The sequence below is a fragment of the Streptomyces sp. MS191 genome (assembly GCF_008042125.1).
Taxonomy (GTDB): Bacteria; Actinomycetota; Actinomycetes; order Streptomycetales; family Streptomycetaceae; genus Streptomyces.
Genome location: NZ_RDBI01000035.1, coordinates 136,243 through 154,730, shown reverse-complemented (window position 1 = coordinate 154,730; position 18,488 = coordinate 136,243). Strand labels below are relative to the sequence as shown.

The following is an 18,488-nucleotide window of genomic DNA, read 5'->3' as shown; positions in this document are numbered from 1 at the left end:
TGTACTGCCCTGAAAGGTACAGCGATGAAGAACCACCTCAGTCGGGCCAGGGGCGCCGTGTTCGCCCTGGTCGCGGCATTGCTATCGATCGTCCTGCCACCGGTGGGGAGCGCGAGCGCGGTCGCCGATCCCTGTGGGACCGGCAGTAATCCCATCGTGTGCGAGAACTCCAAGCCGGGCACGCCGATGTCCGACTGGTTCGCCGCCAACTCGTACGGCGACATCGCCGGCTTCCCCACGAAGACGAGCCTCCAGGCCGGGGAGAGCATCGGGTTCAAGGTCCAGTCCCCGTCGGCCTACCACGTCAAGATCTACCGCCTCGGCTGGTACGGCGGCGACGGCGCCCGGCTGATGTCCACGGCCGCCCAGGCGGCCCAGACCTACCCCGCCAACTACACGACCAAGCACGCCGACTGCCTGAAGAACCAGCCCACCGGGCTGATGGACTGCGGCAACTGGCCTACCACCGCGACCTGGACCGTGCCGAGCGACGCCGTCTCCGGCCTGTACATCGCCAACTTCGACCAGGCCGACGGCAACGGCCTCATGCCCTACCCCTTCGTCGTGCGCAACGACTCCAGCCACTCCGACATCCTCGTCCAGACCTCGGACCAGACCTGGCAGGCGTACAACGACTGGGGCGGGACGAACCTCTACGACGGCCAGGGCCCCGCGCCCGACGGACGCGCCTACAAGGTCAGCTACAACCGCCCCATGGACATCGGCGGTGACAACGGCATCTACGGCTCCGAGTTCGAGATGATCGCCTGGCTGGAGCGCAACGGCTACGACACCAGCTACGTCTCCGGCGTCGACACCGCGGGCCGCGGCGCCTCGCTGCTGCCGAACCACAAGATGTTCATGTCCCAGGGCCACGACGAGTACTGGACCCAGGAGCAGTTCACCAACGTGCTCAACGCGCGGAAGGCGGGCCAGCACCAGACCTACTTCGCGGGCAACGAGATCTTCTGGAAGACGCGCTTCGAGCCCAGCATCGACGGCACCAACACCGCCGACCGGACCCTGGTCTGCTACAAGGAGACCAAGCTCAAGTTCCCCACGCCCAACGGCGTTCCCGACCCGAGCCCCGAGTGGACCGGCACCTGGGTCGACCCGGACAGCACCAAGGAAGGCGCGCCCTACCAGCCGCAGAACATCCTCACCGGTTCGCTGTTCCAGGTGAACGGGCCCCGCAACGACGCGATCACGGTGCCCGCCGCGTACTCCAAGATGCGCCTGTGGCGGAACACCACGGTCGCCGGCCTGACCGGCAACCAGGTCGCCACCTTCCCGGCGGGCACCCTCGGTTACGAGTGGGACAGCGACGTCGAGAACGCCAGCCGTCCGGCCGGCCAGATCCGGATGTCCTCCACCACCGTGGAGGTCACCGACGGCACCTACCTGCTCGACTGGGGCAACAACTACGGCAACGGCACCGCGACGCACAGCCTCGTCGCCTTCCGCGACCAGACCTCGCACGCCCTGGTGTTCGGCACCGGCACCGTGCAGTGGTCCTGGGGTCTGACCAACGTCCCGACCGCCGACCCCGGCGGCGGCGTGGTGACCGAGGACAAGCGGATGCAGCAGGCGACCGTCAACATCCTCGCCGACATGGGCATCCAGCCCAAGACCCTGCAGTCCGGCCTCGTCGCGGCCTCCGCCTCCGGCGACACCACGGGGCCGGCCGTCACGGTCACCAGCCCGGCCTCGGGCAGCTCCGTCTCGGCCCTCCAGCAGGTCACCGTCACGGGCACCGCGGCCGACTCCGGCGGCGGTGTGGTCGCCCGGGTCGAGGTCTCCACCGACGGCGGCACCACCTGGCACGCCGCCAACGGCACGGCCTCGTGGAACTACACCTGGACCCCGATGACCACCGGGCCCGCCCAGATCAAGGTCCGCGCGATCGACGACAGCGTCAACATGGGCGCCGTCACCACCGTGCCCCTGACCGTCGAGGCGCAGAAGTGCCCCTGCACGGTCTGGCCCCCCTCCACCACGCCCACCAAGGTCAACGGCGGCGACGGCAGCTCCGTCGAACTCGGAGTGAAGGTCCGCAGCTCCGTGCCCGGCTCCATCACGGGCGTCCGCTTCTACAAGTCGGCCGCGAACACCGGCACCCACAAGGGCAGCCTGTGGAGCAGCAGCGGCCAGCTGCTGGCCACCGGAACCTTCGCCAACGAGACCGCGTCCGGCTGGCAGCAGCTGAAGTTCGCCAACCCGGTCCCGGTCAAGGCGAACACCACCTACATCGCCTCCTACTTCGCCCCGAACGGCGGCTACTCCTTCGACGCGGGCTACTTCGCCGACAAGGACGCCGGCCTGGCACCGCTGACGGCGCTGAAGTCCGGTACCGACGGCGGCAACGGCGTCTACCGCTACACCTCCACCAGCGCCTTCCCGTCCTCGGCGTCGTCCGGCAGCAACTACTGGGTGGACGCGATCCTGGAGACCGGCTCGGCCTCCACCGACCCGCCCACGGTCACCGGCCGCACCCCGGCCGTCGGGGCCACCGGAGTGGCGACCACCGCGCCGCTGTCCGCCACCTTCAGCCAGAGCATCGACAGCAGCACCCTGGTGTTCACCGTGAAGGGACCGGGCAACACCGCCGTCCCGGGCAGTGCCGCACTCAGCAGCGACGGCAAGACCGCCGCCTTCACCCTCTCCAGCCAGCTCGCGCTGGGCACCACGTACACCGCGTCCGTGCAGGCCGCGGACCTGTGGGGCAACGTGATGGCGGCGCCGGTGACGTGGACCTTCACCACGAGCGCCACCCCGCCGCCGGCCACCTGCCCGTGCCTGCTGTGGAGCACGGACTCGGTGCCCACCAAGCCCGAGGTCACGGCCGACACCAACCCCCTGGAGCTGGGGACCCGGTTCGAGTCGGCCCTGAACGGCCGGGTCACCGGAGTCACCTTCTACAAGGGCGCGGGCAACACCGGCGTGCACACCGGCAACCTGTGGACCGAGGACGGCGACCTGCTCGCCAGCGGCACCTTCACCGGTGAGACCGCCTCCGGCTGGCAGACGCTCACCTTCGCCACACCGGTCGCGATCACGGCCAACACCCGCTACATCGTCTCGTACCACGCGCCGAACGGGCGCTACGCCGCCGACGCGGGCTACTTCGCGGGGGCGCACCTGTCCTACCCGCTGACGGCCCTCGCCGACGCGAGCGGACGTGCCAACGGCCTCTACCGGTACGGGAGCACGTCGGGCTTCCCGACCAGCTCCTACAACGCGACGAACTACTGGGTCGGCCCGGTCTTCACGACCGACGCCGGCTGACACCCGGGTGCGCCGGGCCGGGTCGTCACGACCCGGCCCGGCGCACCCGTCCGTAACGAACACACCGGCAGAAACCGGGGATTGGGCCCTCCAACCATGAGCTCCGTCAGCGTCGTGATTCCCTGCTACAAGTACGGCCACTTCCTGGCCGACTGCGTGCGCAGCGTGCTCGACGAGCAGCCCGGCCTCGACGTCCGGGTGCTGATCATCGACGACGCGTCCCCCGACGACTCGGCGGAGGCGGCGCTGAAACTGGCCGCGTCCGACCCGCGGATCGAGGTCCGGGTCCACGAACAGAACCGCGGCCACATCGCCACGTACAACGAAGGACTGCTGGAGTGGGCCGACGGCGACTACGTCGTGCTCCTCTCCGCCGACGACCGGCTGGTGCCGGGAGCGCTGGTCCGCGCCGTCGCGCTCCTCGACGCCCATCCGGAGGCCGGCTTCGCCTACGGCCGGCCGCTGCGCTTCCAGCACGGCGGACCGCTGCCCCGGGCCCGCACCGGCGACTCCGGCTCCGTGGTCTACCCCGGGCACTGGTGGCTGGAGCGACGCTTCCGCGAGGGCACCGGCTGCATCACCTCGCCCGAGGTCGTCGTCCGCACCAGCCTCCAGCGCGAGGTCGGCGGCTACGACCCGGAACTGCCGCACGCCGGCGACATCGAGATGTGGATGCGGCTCGCCGCGCACGCCGACGTCGGCTACGTCAGCGGCGCGGACCAGGCCTACTACCGCGTCCACGGCAACAACATGTCCACCACGGACTTCGGCGGCCAGCTCGACGACATCCGGCAGCGCCGCGCCGCGTTCGGCGCGGTGCTCGACAAGTGCGGCGACCGGCTGCCGCAGGCGGACCGGCTCTCCGCGCTGGTGAACACCAGCCTGGCCCGCCAGGCCCTGCGGCGCGCCTACCGCGCCTACGACCGCGGGCGCACCGACGTCGTCCCCGTCGACGAGCTCCTCGCCCTCGCCCGGGAGTGCCGCCCCGACGCGGAGACCCTCCCGGAGTACCGGGCGCTGCGGCTGCGCCGACGGATCGGCGCCCGCACCATGCCGTACCTGCAGCCCCTGGTGCTGTCGGCGGTACGCGACCGGATACGCGAGTGGTTCTGGTGGCGTTCCTGGCAGCGCCGCGGCATCTGAAGCCGAGGCCGGACGGCCCACACCCTCCAGACACGAAAGGCACCACAGTGAACTACCGGGTCCAGCCCACGGCGGACGTCGACAAGACCGCGGAGATCGGCGACGGCACCAGCGTCTGGGAACTCGCCCAGATCCGGGAGGACGCCCGTCTCGGCGCCCACTGCGTCGTGGGACGCGGCGCGTACGTCGGCCCCGGCGTGGTCATCGGCGACAACTGCAAGCTGCAGAACTACGCCCTGGTGTACGAACCGGCCGTGCTGGCCGACGGTGTCTTCATCGGCCCCTCGGTGGTCCTCACCAACGACCACAACCCGCGTGCCGTGGACCCCGAGGGCACGTTGAAGCGGGGCGGGGACTGGGAGCCCGTGGCCGTCCGGATCGGCGAGGGCGCCGCCGTCGGCGCCCGCTCGGTCTGCGTGGCGCCGGTCGAGATCGGCCGCTGGGCGCTCGTCGCGGCCGGGTCGGTCGTCACCGCCGACGTCCCCGACTTCGCCCTGGTGATGGGTGTCCCGGCACGGCAGGCGGGCTGGGTCGGCAGGGCCGGCGTCCGGCTGGCCGAGCACCCCGAGCGCCCCGGGGTGTGGGAGTGCCCGCAGACCGGCGCGCTGTACGAGGAGAAGGACGGGCGCCTCACCGAACACCGTGCGGCGCGCTGACGTCCACGCGGCCGCGGCGCCCCGCCCGTCAGACGGACAGGGGCGCCGGCTCGGGCCGCGGGGCCGGTGCGGACCTGAGCCTGCGCCGGACCGCGTACCGCTCGCTCCACAGCGCGGCCATCACCCCGCTGAGCAGACCCAGCGCGCCGACACCGGCCAGGGCCCGGCTCCGGTTCGGCGGCAGCGACACGGTGCCCGGCCGGTTCACCAGGTCGACGCTCATCAGCGAGCCCTGGGGCACCTGCTGGGAGGCCTGGAGCGCGCCCAGGTGCCGGCCGTAGGCCGCGATGATCAGCTGCACCACGCGGTCGGCCTCGGCGGCCTCGGGCTGTTCCGCCTCGATCTGCAGCGTGGGGATCGAGTAGAACGGCGTGGCGCTGGTGCCGCTGTTGCGCGGGCTCAGGCGGTACGTCCCGTGCACACCGTCCGCGCGCAGCTCCGCCTGCCCCTCGGGGGAGCGCAGCTGCTGTACGACGGCGTACGAGACGGCGGCCAGCGCCGGCTGGAGGTTGGTGAGCTGGTTCGGCTGGTTGTCGGTCCGCGGCGGCTTGACCACCAGCACGGCCGAACTCAGGAACCGCGGCTCGGGACGCAGCGCCGGGTAGCAGGCCGCGGTGGTGACGAGCAGGACGAGGGCCAGCACGTACCACCGGCGCAGCAGCACGCCGACGAGTCCTTCGGGCGACAAGACATCTCTTTCCATCAGAACCGATACTGGCACCACGAAGAGGAACCGGGGGAGGGTTCGTGAGCATCGCCGAGATCTTCCGCGTACTGCGCAGGCGGTGGTACGTGATGGTGCCGCTGACGGTGCTCGGACTCCTCGCGGGCGGATTCCTCTATTCCACCGTCCCCGTGACGTACGAGTCCCAGAGCCAGCTCACCCTGCTGAACTCGCCCCGCATCGCCAAGCCGGCACCCAGCTACGGCAACCCCCTGGCCTACGCCAGCGGTTCGCTGATCAGCACCGCCGACGTGCTGATCCGGGCCCTCCAGTCGCCCGAGTCCGCCGAGGCGCTGCGCGGGCACGGCGTGACCGACGCCTACACCGTCGACTTCGCCGCCAAGGCCGAGGGACCGCTGCTGACCCTCACCGTGACCGGCGAGGACCGGGACAAGGTGTTCGCCGAGACGAAGACCATCACCGACTTCGCCGCCGAGCAGCTGGTGGCCCTCCAGAGCGAGGCGCGGGTGCCCGCGGACTACTCCGTGCGGGCCGCGCCGATCGTCCCGCCGCAGAAGCCGGTCTCCCAGCCCAAGTCCCGCTACCAGAAGGTCGCCGCGGTCCTTGTCCTCTGCCTCACCGGGGCCTTCCTGCTCTCCTTCGTCACCGACGTGTGGGCCGCCGCCCGCCGCCGCTCGCGCGGCCTGCCGTCCCTCGACGACGGACCCCGCGGGCCCCGGCCGGGCGCCTCGCGGCTGCGCAGGCAGCTGAGCAGGCCCCTGGACGCCACCGCCGTCCTCACCGGCTACCTGGCCCTGGCGCTCTTCCTGCCGTCGAACCTGGCCCTGCCCGCGCTGGGCGGTGCCGGCACCCCCGCCAACGTCTTCGCCCTCCTCGGGCTCTTCTGGTACTTGGCGACCTGGTGCACCGGCCGGCTCGCCCCGGCTCCCGGCACCCGCACGGTACGGACGGCGGTCCTGCTGCTCGGCTTCGTGGTGCTGCTGTCCTACGTCGCGAACACGGCCCGGATCAGCTCCCAGAAGGAGGTCCTGGCCGCCGACCGCGGGCTGATCGTGCTCCTGGTGTGGGTCGCCCTGATCGTCCTCGCCTCCGCCGGCATCCAGGACCGCGCCCGGCTCGACGTCTTGATGCGCCGGCTCGTGGTGATGGGCTCGGTCGTCGCCCTGCTCGGCCTGTACGACTTCTTCACCGGCACCAACATCGCCGACTCGCTGCGCATCCCCGGACTGAACTCGAGCGTCGCCAACGTCGCCGTCCTCGACCGCGGTTCGTTCACCCGGCCCCGCTCGCTCACCGCCCATCCGCTCGAGTTCAGCGGCATGCTGGCGATCCTCGTGCCCTTCGCCATCGCCCAGGCCTTCGACCCGGCACGGGCCCACCTGAGCACCTTCCGCCGCTGGGCACCGGTCGTCCTGCTCGGCGGGGGACTGCCCCTCACCGTGTCGCGGACCTCGATCATCGGTCTGCTCGTCGTCGTCCTGGTCATGGTGCCCCGCTGGAAGCCCCAGCGGCGCTGGACGGCCATCGGGGTCCTGCTGGGCGCCGTGGCCGTCTTCAAGGTGCTGGTGCCCGGCCTGATCGGCACCATCACCGGCCTGTTCTCCGGCAGCCTGAACAACGCCGACAGCAGTACCCAGGCGCGCACCATCAAGTATCCGAAGATCGCCGAGTACTTCATGGAGGACCCGGTCCTGGGACGCGGGTTCGGCACCTTCACCCCGGAGCGCTACTTCTTCACGGACAACCAGTACCTGCTGACGCTGGCCGAGCTCGGCGCCCTCGGCGTGCTCGCCCTGCTCGTCCTGGGCCTGACCGGCGTGCACAACGGCGGCGCGATCCGCAGGCTGGCGCGAACCGAGTCCGACCGGGAGCTCGGCCAGGCGTTCTTCGCCTCCGCCCTGGTCGCCCTCGTCATCAGCGCCACGTTCGACACCCTCAGCTTCCCGATGTTCGCCGGAGTGTTCTTCCTGCTGCTGGGCGCGGGCGCGAGCTGTCTCGGCTTCGTCCGGCGCGAGGCCGCCGGGGAGAGCCCCGGCCAGGCGTCCGCCGGGCAGGCCGAAGGGTCCCCGCGGCGCCCGACACCCGACGCCCCACCGCACCTTGTGGAGATCTGATGCACCCTCAGTACGAGGCCGCCGACCGCGGCCCCGTCGCCGTCCTCGTCGTCACCTGGAACAGCGCCGCGGTGCTGCCCGGCTTCCTCGCCGCCCTCCCGAAGGCGATGGCCGGCCTCGACTGGCGGCTCGTCGTCGCCGACAACGACTCCGCCGACGACACCGTCGCCGTCGTCCGGGCCCTGGCCCCCGAGGCCACCGTCGTGGAGACCGGGCGCAACGGCGGCTACTCCTTCGGCGTCAACGCCGCCCTCCGGGCCGCCGGCGACTGGGAGGGCGGCTTCTCCGCCGCGCTGGTGTGCAACCCGGACATCCGGATGAGCGAGGGCTGCGCGGCGACCCTGGTGGACGCCCTCGGCACGGAACCGGCCGACGGCGACCGGGTCGGGATCGCCGTCCCGCTGCTGTACGAGGAGGACGACGCGCTCATCCACTCGCTGCGCCGCGAGTCGAGCGTGTCCCGGGCGTTCGGCGAGGCGGTGCTGGGCAATCGCCGGGCGGGCCGCTTCCCCGCCCTCAGCGAACTCGTCACCGACCCCGCCGCCTACGCCGGCCGGACCCGCGCGGACTGGGCGACCGGCGCGCTGATGGCGATTTCCAGGGAGTGCCTGGACGCCTGCGGGCCGTGGGACGAGTCCTTCTTCCTCTACTCGGAGGAGACGGAGTTCTGCCTGCGCGCCCGGGACCTCGGCCATGTCACCCGGCTCGAACCCGCGGCCCGCGCGGTCCATCTCGGGGGCGACTCCCGTGTCTCCCCGCGCCTGTGGTCGCTGCTGACCGTCAACCGGGTGCGTCTCTACCGGCGCCGGCACGGATTCGCGGCCACCGTGGCCTTCCGGGGGGCCGTGCTCCTGCGGGAACTCTCCCGGGCCGCCCTCGGCCGGGCGCCCAGCAGAGCGGCTGTCGTGGCTCTGCTCACGACGGCGGCGACCTCACCGGCCGCCGGGGGTCAGTCCCGCCAGGAGGTGTAGAAGCTGCCCGGGTTCACCAGGTAGCGCACGGTGGGCTCCGGCAGGTGCTCCACCCGGTGGGTCCGGCCGTAGCGCCGGACCAGCTCCCAGTCCTCCCGGGGCAGTACCTCCGGGCGCCGCCGCAGCCGGCTGAAGTGCAGGGCCCTGCTGCGGCGGGCGACGAACGCGTTGGTGTCCAGGAAGGACTCGTGCGCCGCCCGCCGCCGGTCGAACGGCACGGACAGGATGTCCATGTCGGTGCCGTCCGGCAGGACGCGCCGCAGCGCGGTGTACACGCCGTCGGGGCCGCCGGGGGATTCGAGCACCTCCAACGCCCGCCTGAGGTGGTCCGGTTCCCACAGGTTGTCGTCGTCGAGGAAGGCGACGTACCGGGACCGGGTCAGCCGGATCCCGACGTTGCGCACGATCCCCGCCACGCCGGTGTTGCGTGCCAGGGAGACGGCGAACAGACGTGGGTCCGCCGGGAGTTCGGGCAGCCCGGCGCCGTCGTCGACGACGATCACGACGTGGTCCTCGACGGTCTGGCCCAGCGCCGACCCCACCGCCCGGAGCAGCTCCTCCGGACGGCGATGGGTGGCGATGACGGTCACGACCCGAGCGGCCGGCGGGTCCGGCCAGGCCGCCGCGAGGCGGGCGACCTCGGCGTCCTCGACCCTGCGCAGCCGCAGGGCGGTGGGCGCGAGCACCACCTTGTTGCGTGCCTCGTACAGCACCAGCCACCCGAAGATCCGCTTCAGCAGCTCCCAGGGGCCCCGGAGGATCCGGCGCATGGTGTCGGTGTCCTCTCCCGAGTCCCGTCCGCGTTCAGAGGCGCTGGAGGGACGCCTCCGTGCGGACGGCCGTGAGGGACTTGGTGAGTCCGGCCACCCGCTCGCTGAGGATCACGGAGCGGGGGAACAGGTAGCGCATCTCGGCCCGGGTCAGCAGCTCGATGTTGATCACCGCGTCCATGCCCTCCTCCGGGCTGCCCGGCCGGCTGTGGGTGAGCGGCCAGTGCCGTACGAGCTTGGCCTGCGCGGCCAGCGGGAGGAACTGGAAGCCGGGCGCCAGGAAGTGCGGCTCCACGGGGAAGTAGCGGTAGGGGGTCTGCACCCAGTGCAGCGGTGCCAGCGCCTCGATCGCGGAGACGAAGCGCCGGCGCTGGGCGTGCCCGCCCACGTGCTCGATCGTGGAGTTGGACACCACCAGGTCGAACTCGCCCAGGGCGGACGGGATCGACGGGTCGGTGACGTCGGCCGTCTCCGCGCTGATCCAGTCGGGCAGCTCGGCGGGGTGCTCCGCCAGGTTCACGAGGTGCACGTGCTTGGGGCGGAGCGGCGACCGCAGCCAGTTGTCCGCCGTGCCGCCCAGGTCCACCACGCTCATCTCCGTGATGCGGGGGAAGCAGGACCGGAAACGCTCCCAGCGGGCCGCGCGGAACCGTTCGCCGAGTGAGTCGGGCGCGTCGACGAATCGGTTGCGGAGAGCACGGGTGAGCGGCATCGCATCAACCACCTGGGGTTTTGAGCCTACGAGGATGTCGCGATCAACGGTAGTCGGGAAGAGGGGATTTATCAGGCGATCGGATGTTCTGAAGAAGGGTCAGAGGGGTTCGGGGACGATCGGGGTCCCGTCGGCCATCCGGTTGCCGCGCCACACGTTCCCCGCGCCGGCGGCGTTCCAGTAGGCGACGGGGCCGTAGAGCCCGCCCTTGGGGTGCAACTCGGGCGAGAACACATTGTCGGTGACCTCGATCCCGGCCGAGTCCTTGCCGCCCGCGTAGAGCGTGTACGCCCCGCCCGCCAGCCAGTTGTCGTCGACCACGGTGTGGGTGACCGGGGCGGTGTCCGCGAAGAGGCCGATGCTCGCCGAGGCGCCCCGGTCCACGGGAGTGGCGTTGATCAGCGTGTTGTGGCGGATGATCAGCTTGCCCTTGCCGCCGCCGTTGCTGATCACAGCGTTGGTGTGCTGCCACTCGCCGTCGAGGTTCTTGAAGGGCCTGATGTCGTGCACGTAGTTGTCGTGCAGGTTGCCCTGGCCCATGGACAGGGCGTCGCCGAACACCGAGACGTCGCACCAGCCGACCTCGACCGAACTGGTCCCCATGTTCGACACCGCGTAGTCCGAGCCGCCGTTGTTCGGGCCCTTGCCCGGCACGGCCCGGATCTCGGTGTGCAGGATCCGCAGCCCCGAGTAGCCCGGCCGGAGGTTGACGCCCCACCAGTTGGTCGAGGTGATCCGGCTGTCGATCACGGTCACGTTGTTCGCGTAGATGTCGAGCGAGCCGGTGATGTCCCAGCCCTTGATGACCGTGCCGTCGGTGCGGATCGCCGCGTTGCCGGTGCTCTGCGGGGTCAGGGGGATCCGGGGTCCGGTGGTCGAGGCGTCGGGGTAGCCGCAGGCGCGCGGGCTCGCGCAGCCCTTCGGCGCCGGTGGCTTGTCCGAGCGGGCCGGCGGCCCGGACGCCGTCGAGGAGGGCTTGGCCGGGGTGGCCGGTGTGCCCGACGGGGTGCCCGGGGAGCCCGGCGCGGTGGTCCGCGGCGTGGCCGGGGAGCCGGTGGCGCCGGGGGAGGTGATCGCGCGGGAGTCGCACAGCGCGGCACCCCCGAGACAGATCGCCTTGCCGCCCACGCCGGCGCAGGTCACCAGGGCGAAGAGCAGCACGGCGGTCAGCAGCAGGCCTCCGAGGAGCCTGCGGCGGCCGGTTCGGGCCAGGGAACTCACCTCATCGTTCGTGAGCCGGCGCGGCCGGCTGATTCTGCTGAGCCGGGAGCACGGGGACGGTGGGAGCGGTGGCGACGACGCCCCCGTCCTCCCCCCGGCTCCGGCTGTGCCGGGGAAGCGAACCCCGGATCAGTCTGCGGCTGGGCAGCACGCACAGCGCGTAGCACACGAGCCCGATGACACTGGTGGCGCACAGGGCGAGCACCCCCTCGCCGAGACGCTGCCGCAGCAGGGTGACGACCACGGTCATCACGATCCCGCCGAGCAGGGGCCAGGCACAGGCCCGGGCGAGCGAGCGGGTCGCGATCCCGCCGCGGCGCAGGGCCAGAACGAAGGCGGGCAGCACCACGAGCCCGGCCACCAGGACGTGTCCGGCGGCGACGGAGGCGATGCCCCCGGTGCGCGCCGCCACGATCAGGGTGGGGACCAGGGCCACCAGCCACAGCGCCTGGATCAGTACGAGCGAACGGCGGCGGCCGATCGCGACCAGGCAGTCGTACGTGAGCTCCGCCGCGATCCGGGCCAGCCCGAGCGCCATCAGGCAGGGCAACGCGGCGGCGGCCGGGGACCACTTGGAGCCGTACAGCAGCTCCACGGCCGGGCGGGCCAGCGCGCCGAGCAGCACGCAGGCCGGCACGGTGCACGTGACCAGCATCGCGAGGGCCCGGCCGAAGCCGTCGGACAGCGCCTTGGGCGAGTCCGCCAGGCGAGAGAAGCCGGCGAACGAGACGCGGCGCGCGGCCTCCGAGATGACGCGGACGGGCCAGCCGGCCATGTTGAAGGCGAGCATGTAGAAGCCCAGGGACACGTTGCCCAGTACGGCGCCGACCACCATGGCGTCCGCGTTGACGACGGCCAGGGACAGCATGCTGGCCCCGGCCAGCGGCAGCCCGAAGCGGAGCAGCGCGCGGGCCTGCTCCGGGTTCCAGCCGAAGCGCAGATAGCCGGGGGCGGCCAGCGCGCAGCCCGCCAGGGCGACCAGGTTGCCCGCCACGGCCCCGCACGCGAAGCTCATCGCGCCCCAGCCCTGGAGGGCGAGGACGAGGGTGACCGACGTGCTCAACGCGAAGTTGAGCGCGTCGATGACCATCCGCCGGCCCTGGGCGAACTCACGGGTGAGGACGCCCGCCGGCACCTGCGACAGGCCGTCGAGCACCAGGCAGACGCACATCACCCGCAGTACGCTCGACGCCTCGGGCGAACCGAGCAGACCCGCCACGCCCGGCGCGGCCGCGAAGATCCCCAGGTAGAGCAGGCTGCTGGAGATCGTGCTCAGGGTCAGCACGGTCGGGGCGAAGGAACGGACGTCGCCCTCCCAGCGCACCACGGCCAGGGTCACGCCGAGCTCGTTCGCGGCGAGCAGCACCATCAGCACGGTCTGGGCGACCCCGTACACGCCCCAGGCCGCGGGGTCCAGGACGAACCGGGCCAGGATGATGCCCGTGGCGAAGTTGCCCAGGCGCATGACCATGGTGTTGATCAGGCTCCACCGGGCGGCCGAGCGCACCTTCGTGCCCAGCGAGGCCGCGGTGGCCTCGGTCCCGGTGGTCGGCGCCGTGTCCATGGGAGGACTCCTCGTCGAACGGGTTGTGCGGTGGTGGGGTCACTTCACCCAGGACGGCGGCCGCTTCTTCCCGGCGCGCTCGGACGACGGCAGCAGGGGCAGCTGGACGGTCGGCTGGTCGAGCTGCCGGCCGCCTTCCGGACCGGCCGCGGCGGGTTCGCCGCCGGACTCCCCGGCGCCGGGCCGTTCGGCCCGGGAACGGCGCGTGCCGGCCCGGTCGTCGCCGGCCTCGGCCGGAGTGGCCGCGGTCTCCTCCCCGGGAGCCTCGTCCGTGTCCCGGGAGCGGTTCTGGCGGTGCTTCGGGAGCGCCTCGCGCCGACGCCGCGCCTCGACGAAGAAGGACGCGACCAGACTGAGGACCAGACCCGCAGCGCCCGCCATCACCAGGTACTGGATCTTGGACTTCAGCTGGGCCTGCGGCTTCTGCGGCGGGACGATGGTCGTCATCCTTATCATCGAGTCCGCCGGCACCGACTGCGTGGCCTGCAACTCCTCCAGCTTCTCGGCGGAGTACTTCATCAGCGTGTGGTTCGCCGCCAGCACCCCGTCCTGGTCCTCGCCGGTCACGGTGAGCCACAGCAGCGGCCCCTGGGCGTTGTCCGCGATCTTCGCCTCGTACTTGGCGGTGACGCCGCGCTCCCTCAACTCCGCCACCGAGGCGTCGGAGTTGAGGTTGCGCGCCAGGCTGTCGGCCATGCCGGTCAGCGCGGGGACCATCACGAGGTAGGGATTGCCGTCGGCCGCCGTACCCCTCTTGGAGTTCAGCAGCGCCACCGTGCTCTGCGACTCGTACTGCGTCGGCACCATCAGGCCGGCACCGGCGGTGACGGCGGCCGTCAGCAGCAGTCCGGGCACCAGGACGTACCAGCGTCGGCAGATGACCCGAAAGATCTCTGCGAGGTCCATGGCGTTCCCCCTTGCGCCCTTTCTGTGACTGTCGCGCCCCGGGCGTCGGCGGCTGTCGCGACTCGCCCCCGGACGGCAACAGCCGTACCGGACACGAGGATAGGTGGGATCAGGACCGTAAGAGAACAGTTCTGGATCAACAGTACGTCGATCACCCGTGGTCGGTGGGCCGCGGACGGCCCTGCGCCGGTCCTCCGTCCAGGAGGACCGAGGCGATGCGGTCGCCCGCCCGGCCGTCCCAGAGTGCGGGGCGGCGCGGCGCGGGCGGGTCCTCCAGGAGGCGGACCGCCGTGGACACGATGCGTTCCGGATCGCGGCCGGCGAGCACGTTGGTGCCCTCCTCGACCGTGATGGGACGCTCCGTGTTCTCCCGGAGCGTCACGCACGGCACACCCAGGGCGGTGGTCTCCTCCTGCACCCCGCCCGAGTCGGTGAGCACGATCCGGGCGGACGCCTGCAGGGCGATGAAGTCCAGGTATCCGGCGGGCGGGACCAGCAGGATCCCGCCGGGAACGCCGAGTTCGTTCAGCCGGTCCGCCGCCCGTGGGTGCACGGGCAGGACGAGCGGACAGTGGCCGGCGACCTCGCCGAGCGCCTTCAGCAGCCCGGCCAGCACCTCGGGATCGTCGACGTTGGCCGGCCGGTGCAGGGTGACCAGGCCGTATCCGCCGGGGGTGAGTCCGTGCCGGGCCAGGACGTCCGAGGCCGCGGCGCGCTCCCGGTTCGCCAGCAGCGTGTCGATCATGACGTTGCCGACGAGGTGGATCTGGTCCTCCCGGTAGCCCTCGGCGCGCAGGTTCTCCACCGCGTCGGGCGAGGGGGCCAGCAGGTAGTCGCTCAGCCGGTCCGTGGCGACCCGGTTGACCTCCTCCGGCATCGACCAGTCGCGGCTGCGGAGTCCCGCCTCCACGTGGGCGAGCAGCGGACCGCCCTTCGCCGTGACCAGGGCGCAGGCCAGCGTGGAGTTGACGTCGCCGACCACGACGACCAGATCGGGGGAGAGCTCCGCGAGCAGCGGCTCGAAGGACTCCATCACCCGCCCGGTCTGGGTGGCGTGGCTGCCGGAGCCGACTCCCAGGAAGTGGTCGGGCGGACGGATGCCGAGGTCCTCGAAGAAGACGTCGTTCATGGCCGGGTCGTAGTGCTGCCCGGTGTGGACGAGGATCACCTCGGCGCCGCGCCGCTCCAGGGCGTCCATCACCGGTTTGATCTTCATGTAGTTGGGGCGGGCCCCCGCGACACAGATGATCCGCATGGTTCAGAGCACCTCGATCCTGGGTCCGCTCAGCCGCCGGCGGCAGTCGAGTACGAAGGCGGCGTGCTGTTCGACGAGCGCGTAGTCGAAGGCGTCGTGGTCGGTCAGGAGCACGACCGCGTCCGCCGCCTCCAGCTCCTCCTTGGTCAGTTCGACCCGGACGAGCCGCGGGTCCACCCGGTGGCCCTCCACGACGTGCGGATCCGCCGCCCTGAGCTCGGCGCCCATGTCGAGCAGCAGCTGCGAGATGCGCAGCGCGGGCGACTCGCGCGCGTCGCCGGTGTTCTTCTTGTAGGCCAGTCCGAGCAGCAGGACGCGCGATCCGTTCACCGCGCGGCGGCGGGTGTTGAACGCGTTGATCAGCCGCCGGGTGACGTACTCGGGCATGTGGTTGTTGATGTCGTTGGCCAGCTCCACGAAGCGGAAGCTCTGCCCGAGTTCCCGCTGCACCCGCCAGGACAGGTACGACGGGTCGATCGGCAGGCAGTGGCCGCCGACGCCGGGGCCCGGGGTGAAGCGCATGAAGCCGAAGGGCTTGCTGGACGCGGCGTCGATCGCCTGCCACACGTCGATGTCGAGATGACGGGCGAACATCGCTATCTCGTTGACCAGCGCGATGTTCACGTGCCGGAACGTGTTCTCCAGGAGCTTGGCCAGCTCGGCCTCCTTCGGCGAGCCCACCGGCACCGTGGTCTCCACGAGCTCGTCGTAGAAGTCCCGGACGGCCTTCAGCGAGGCCTCGTCGACACCGGAGACCACCTTCGGGGTCTCCTCGAAACCCCAGACGGGATTGCCCGGGTCGATGCGCTCCGGGCTGTAGCCGAGATGGAAGTCGGCGCCCGCGACCAGCCCCGAGCCCTCTTCGAGGAGCGGGGCGAACAGCTCCTGGGTGGTGCCCGGATACGTGGTCGACTCCAGCACCACGGTGGCCCCGGGCCGCAGGTAGCGCGCGAGCGTACGGGCGGACTCCTCGATGTAGCGGAGGTCCGGCGTCCCCTCGTGCAGCGGCGTCGGCACCGTCACCACGGCGACGTCGAAACCGCCGCAGTCCCGCGCGGAGTCGCTGGCCCGGTAGGTGCCGGCCTCCATCGCCGCCCGGATCCGCTCCGAGGACACGTCCTCGACGTACGACTCGCCCGCGGCCAGGCTCTTCACCCGCTCCGCGTCCACGTCGTACCCGATCACCTGGTGACCGACCTCGGCGGCACGGATGGCCAGCGGCAGTCCGACGTATCCCTGTCCAACCACGACGACGCGCATCACGACTCCCTGCTGGCGGTACGGATCGACGGGGTGGGGCGCAGCAGCTCCCGTGCCGTCATGAGGACGAAGGCGACGTTGGTGGTCAGGTAGCGCCGGCCCAGCCGGCGCGGCTCCTGGGCCGCGCGGTAGAGCCATTCGAGGCCCAGCCGCTGCCAGCCTTCGGGAGCCCGGCGGGTGACCCCGGCCAGGATGTCGAAGGAGCCGCCCACGCCGTGGACGAGGTTCACGCCGCTGCGCTCGCCGTAACCCGCGACGAAGATCTCCTTCTTCGGCGAGGTCATGCCGAGGAAGAGCAGCTGGGCGCCGCTCTCCTTGACGGCGTCGGCGATCGCCGGCTGCTCGCTGTCGTCGAAGTAGCCGTTCCGGCTGCCGGCGACCCGCAGCGCGGGGAAGCGCGCGGCCACCTCCCGCAGCATCCGTTCCAGCACCTCCTCGCGGGCGCCGAGGAAGTACACGGACATGCCGGCGGTCTCCGCCTCGGCGAGCAGCCGCATGAACAGGTCGATCCCCGCCACGCGTTCGGGCAGCGGACGGCGCAGCAGCCGGCCGGCCCACACCACCGCCTGGCCGTCGGCGAGGACGAGGTCGCAGCCCGAGACGGCCCGCGCGAGCGCGGGGTCCCGCCGCATGTTCACCAGCTTCGCCGCGTTGACCACGCCGATCTCGAGCCGTTCGCCCTCGCGGACCGCGGTGAGGCAGCGGCCCAGGGTCTCGTCCATGGTCAGGGCGTCCAGCCGGACGCCGAACAGGGTCTGGCGCTTCGTCGTCATCCCCGGAGACCTCCGAGCCAGGCGTACAGCATCCAGCCGAACTCGTACGGCCGGCACTCGCGGTCCACCGACGCCGGGCGGAACACCCGGTCCAGCGGCCGGAGCTTGAGCCCGGGGGCCACCCGGGTGGTCAGGCCGCGGGCGGCCCGCACCGCCTTCTTCGGGTCGCCGCGGTAGACCTTGCGCCAGGTGACGCCGAGCTCGTCGAGGATCAGCGGCTCGCCGTCGGGGCCGAGTTCCGGCACGTCCGTCATCCAGCGGAGGCCGAGGCGGATCGCCGCGCCGAAGTCGGTGCCGCCCGCGTCCGCCAGGTCGAGGAGCGCCGTCGGGGCCATCGCGTGCTGGTGCACGCTGTACACCGGATAGCCCTCCACGACCTCGCCGCGGGGCGCGTCGTAGTGCCACCACCACTGGCCGCCCTCGCCCTGGAGCGCGCAGATGCGTGCCGCGCAGGCGTCCGCGGCGGCCAGCGCCTCCGGGTCGTCGCCGCTCGCGTGCGCCCGGGCCAGTGCCTGCAGCGGGTAGGTCTGGTCGGCGAAGCAGCCGACGTGCGAGCGGTACCAGGGGTTCAGGCCGGGTCCCGTGGCGTGCGGGAAGAGCGGGCTGCCGTCGATCCGGGCGCCCAACAGCCGGTCACGGGCCGCGGCGAGGCGGTCCTCGACGTCGACCGTGGAGCGGGCGGCGGCCAGCGCCGACAGCACCCAGGCCGCCTCGACCGTGTACTGCGGGCGCCCGCTCCCGTCCAGGGCGGCGACCCGGTCCAGGGCGTCCGCCAGCTTGGGGTGGCCGGTCTCGGCGGCGGCCCAGGCGACGAGCGCCGCGTCGCCGAGGTTGACCACCGACGGCAGTTGCTGGACGAGCAGCCCGGTGAACTCCTCGGCGGTGTGCCCGCCGAGGACGGCGCGCTGCCGGTCGAGGGGGAGGAGGCGGACCCCCAGTGCGGTGATGGCCGCGTACCGGAGGCTGGTTCCCCGTTGCTCCAGCGTCCAGGAGCCGTCCTCCGCGGCCGTGCCCACCCTGGTGAAGACGAAGCCGTCGCCGGTCGGCAGCAGCATCGCCGGCAGGCCCGCCTCGGCGAGGCCGAGCAGGCGGGTCACCAGGGCGTGCAGCGGCTGATCGGCCTCGGCGAGCGCCCGCATGCGTGAACTGTCAGGTGTGTTGGCGGGATCGCCC

15 protein-coding genes are annotated in these 18,488 nt (G+C 72.0%); 5 read left to right on the top strand and 10 right to left on the bottom strand.

Annotation, left to right across the window (positions count from 1 at the left end; genetic code table 11):
- The first annotated feature begins 24 nt into the window (after window positions 1-24).
- From EAO71_RS05345 to EAO71_RS05335, 3 genes are all read left to right on the top strand, one after another.
- Window positions 25-3,285 (top strand): DUF4082 domain-containing protein, encoded by a 3,261-nt coding sequence (locus EAO71_RS05345; RefSeq protein WP_147976599.1) that lies wholly within the window; start codon window positions 25-27, stop codon window positions 3,283-3,285.
- A gap of 96 nt (window positions 3,286-3,381) precedes the next feature.
- The gene (locus tag EAO71_RS05340; protein ID WP_147976598.1) at window positions 3,382-4,428 is read left to right on the top strand and encodes a glycosyltransferase family 2 protein; all 1,047 of its coding nucleotides are present in this window, start codon (window positions 3,382-3,384) and stop codon (window positions 4,426-4,428) included.
- 47 nt (window positions 4,429-4,475) lie between these two features.
- A complete protein-coding gene (locus EAO71_RS05335) occupies window positions 4,476-5,084 on the top strand; it encodes an acyltransferase (RefSeq protein WP_147976597.1) in 609 nt (202 codons plus the stop codon).
- 28 nt (window positions 5,085-5,112) lie between these two features.
- Here the strand turns inward: EAO71_RS05335 and EAO71_RS05330 are convergent, their stop codons facing one another.
- A complete protein-coding gene (locus tag EAO71_RS05330) occupies window positions 5,113-5,772 on the bottom strand; it encodes a hypothetical protein (RefSeq protein WP_261992009.1) in 660 nt (219 codons plus the stop codon).
- A 59-nt stretch (window positions 5,773-5,831) separates the two neighbouring features.
- On the opposite strand from EAO71_RS05330, the gene EAO71_RS05325 reads away from it, so the two are divergent.
- Both EAO71_RS05325 and EAO71_RS05320 read left to right on the top strand, forming a co-directional pair.
- On the top strand, window positions 5,832-7,883 hold the full coding sequence (locus EAO71_RS05325; protein WP_147976595.1) for an O-antigen ligase family protein: 2,052 nt from the start codon (window positions 5,832-5,834) through the stop codon (window positions 7,881-7,883).
- Window positions 7,883-8,854 carry a glycosyltransferase family 2 protein gene (locus EAO71_RS05320; protein WP_147976594.1) on the top strand — a complete coding sequence of 324 codons (972 nt, stop codon included), beginning with the start codon at window positions 7,883-7,885 and terminating at the stop codon, window positions 8,852-8,854. The genes EAO71_RS05325 and EAO71_RS05320 overlap by 1 nt, the downstream gene beginning before the upstream one ends.
- On the opposite strand, the gene EAO71_RS05315 is transcribed toward EAO71_RS05320, so the two are convergent.
- The 9 genes from EAO71_RS05315 to EAO71_RS05275 form a co-directional block, all read right to left on the bottom strand.
- Window positions 8,833-9,624 carry a glycosyltransferase family 2 protein gene (locus tag EAO71_RS05315; RefSeq protein ID WP_147976593.1) on the bottom strand — a complete coding sequence of 264 codons (792 nt, stop codon included), beginning with the start codon at window positions 9,622-9,624 and terminating at the stop codon, window positions 8,833-8,835. The genes EAO71_RS05320 and EAO71_RS05315 overlap by 22 nt on opposite strands.
- A gap of 34 nt (window positions 9,625-9,658) precedes the next feature.
- Window positions 9,659-10,336: a class I SAM-dependent methyltransferase gene (locus tag EAO71_RS05310; RefSeq protein ID WP_147976592.1), complete on the bottom strand. Its 678-nt coding sequence runs from the start codon at window positions 10,334-10,336 to the stop codon at window positions 9,659-9,661.
- A 99-nt stretch (window positions 10,337-10,435) separates the two neighbouring features.
- The gene (locus EAO71_RS05305) at window positions 10,436-11,557 is read right to left on the bottom strand and encodes a right-handed parallel beta-helix repeat-containing protein (RefSeq protein WP_147976591.1); all 1,122 of its coding nucleotides are present in this window, start codon (window positions 11,555-11,557) and stop codon (window positions 10,436-10,438) included.
- Window position 11,558: 1 nt separating this feature from the next.
- Window positions 11,559-13,121, bottom strand: a complete 1,563-nt coding sequence (locus tag EAO71_RS05300; protein WP_147976590.1) for a lipopolysaccharide biosynthesis protein — start codon at window positions 13,119-13,121, stop codon at window positions 11,559-11,561.
- 39 nt (window positions 13,122-13,160) lie between these two features.
- Window positions 13,161-14,027, bottom strand: a complete 867-nt coding sequence (locus tag EAO71_RS05295) for a YveK family protein (RefSeq protein WP_147976589.1) — start codon at window positions 14,025-14,027, stop codon at window positions 13,161-13,163.
- Window positions 14,028-14,178: 151 nt separating this feature from the next.
- A complete protein-coding gene (gene wecB / locus EAO71_RS05290) occupies window positions 14,179-15,282 on the bottom strand; it encodes a non-hydrolyzing UDP-N-acetylglucosamine 2-epimerase (RefSeq protein WP_147976588.1) in 1,104 nt (367 codons plus the stop codon).
- 3 nt (window positions 15,283-15,285) lie between these two features.
- Window positions 15,286-16,542 carry a nucleotide sugar dehydrogenase gene (locus EAO71_RS05285; RefSeq protein WP_147976587.1) on the bottom strand — a complete coding sequence of 419 codons (1,257 nt, stop codon included), beginning with the start codon at window positions 16,540-16,542 and terminating at the stop codon, window positions 15,286-15,288.
- Complete coding sequence (locus EAO71_RS05280; RefSeq protein WP_147976586.1) at window positions 16,542-17,315, bottom strand: WecB/TagA/CpsF family glycosyltransferase; 774 nt, start codon at window positions 17,313-17,315, stop codon at window positions 16,542-16,544. Before EAO71_RS05280 ends, EAO71_RS05285 begins: the two co-directional genes overlap by 1 nt.
- On the bottom strand, window positions 17,312-18,454 hold the full coding sequence (locus EAO71_RS05275) for a hypothetical protein (protein WP_147976585.1): 1,143 nt from the start codon (window positions 18,452-18,454) through the stop codon (window positions 17,312-17,314). The genes EAO71_RS05280 and EAO71_RS05275 overlap by 4 nt, the downstream gene beginning before the upstream one ends.
- Window positions 18,455-18,488: the final 34 nt, after the last annotated feature.

Excerpts from the sequence above, each read along its gene's own strand:
- EAO71_RS05320 (WP_147976594.1), top strand. The coding sequence starts at position 7,883 with ATGCACCCTCAGTACGAGGCCGCCGACCGCGGCCCCGTCGCCGTCCTC.
- EAO71_RS05300 (WP_147976590.1), bottom strand. The coding sequence starts at position 13,121 with ATGGACACGGCGCCGACCACCGGGACCGAGGCCACCGCGGCCTCGCTG.
- EAO71_RS05315 (WP_147976593.1), bottom strand. The coding sequence starts at position 9,624 with ATGCGCCGGATCCTCCGGGGCCCCTGGGAGCTGCTGAAGCGGATCTTC.
- EAO71_RS05295 (WP_147976589.1), bottom strand. The coding sequence starts at position 14,027 with ATGGACCTCGCAGAGATCTTTCGGGTCATCTGCCGACGCTGGTACGTC.
- EAO71_RS05340 (WP_147976598.1), top strand. The coding sequence starts at position 3,382 with ATGAGCTCCGTCAGCGTCGTGATTCCCTGCTACAAGTACGGCCACTTC.
- EAO71_RS05345 (WP_147976599.1), top strand. The coding sequence starts at position 25 with ATGAAGAACCACCTCAGTCGGGCCAGGGGCGCCGTGTTCGCCCTGGTC.
- wecB (WP_147976588.1), bottom strand. The coding sequence starts at position 15,282 with ATGCGGATCATCTGTGTCGCGGGGGCCCGCCCCAACTACATGAAGATC.
- EAO71_RS05280 (WP_147976586.1), bottom strand. The coding sequence starts at position 17,315 with ATGACGACGAAGCGCCAGACCCTGTTCGGCGTCCGGCTGGACGCCCTG.
- EAO71_RS05310 (WP_147976592.1), bottom strand. The coding sequence starts at position 10,336 with ATGCCGCTCACCCGTGCTCTCCGCAACCGATTCGTCGACGCGCCCGAC.
- EAO71_RS05275 (WP_147976585.1), bottom strand. The coding sequence starts at position 18,454 with ATGCGGGCGCTCGCCGAGGCCGATCAGCCGCTGCACGCCCTGGTGACC.
- EAO71_RS05285 (WP_147976587.1), bottom strand. The coding sequence starts at position 16,542 with ATGCGCGTCGTCGTGGTTGGACAGGGATACGTCGGACTGCCGCTGGCC.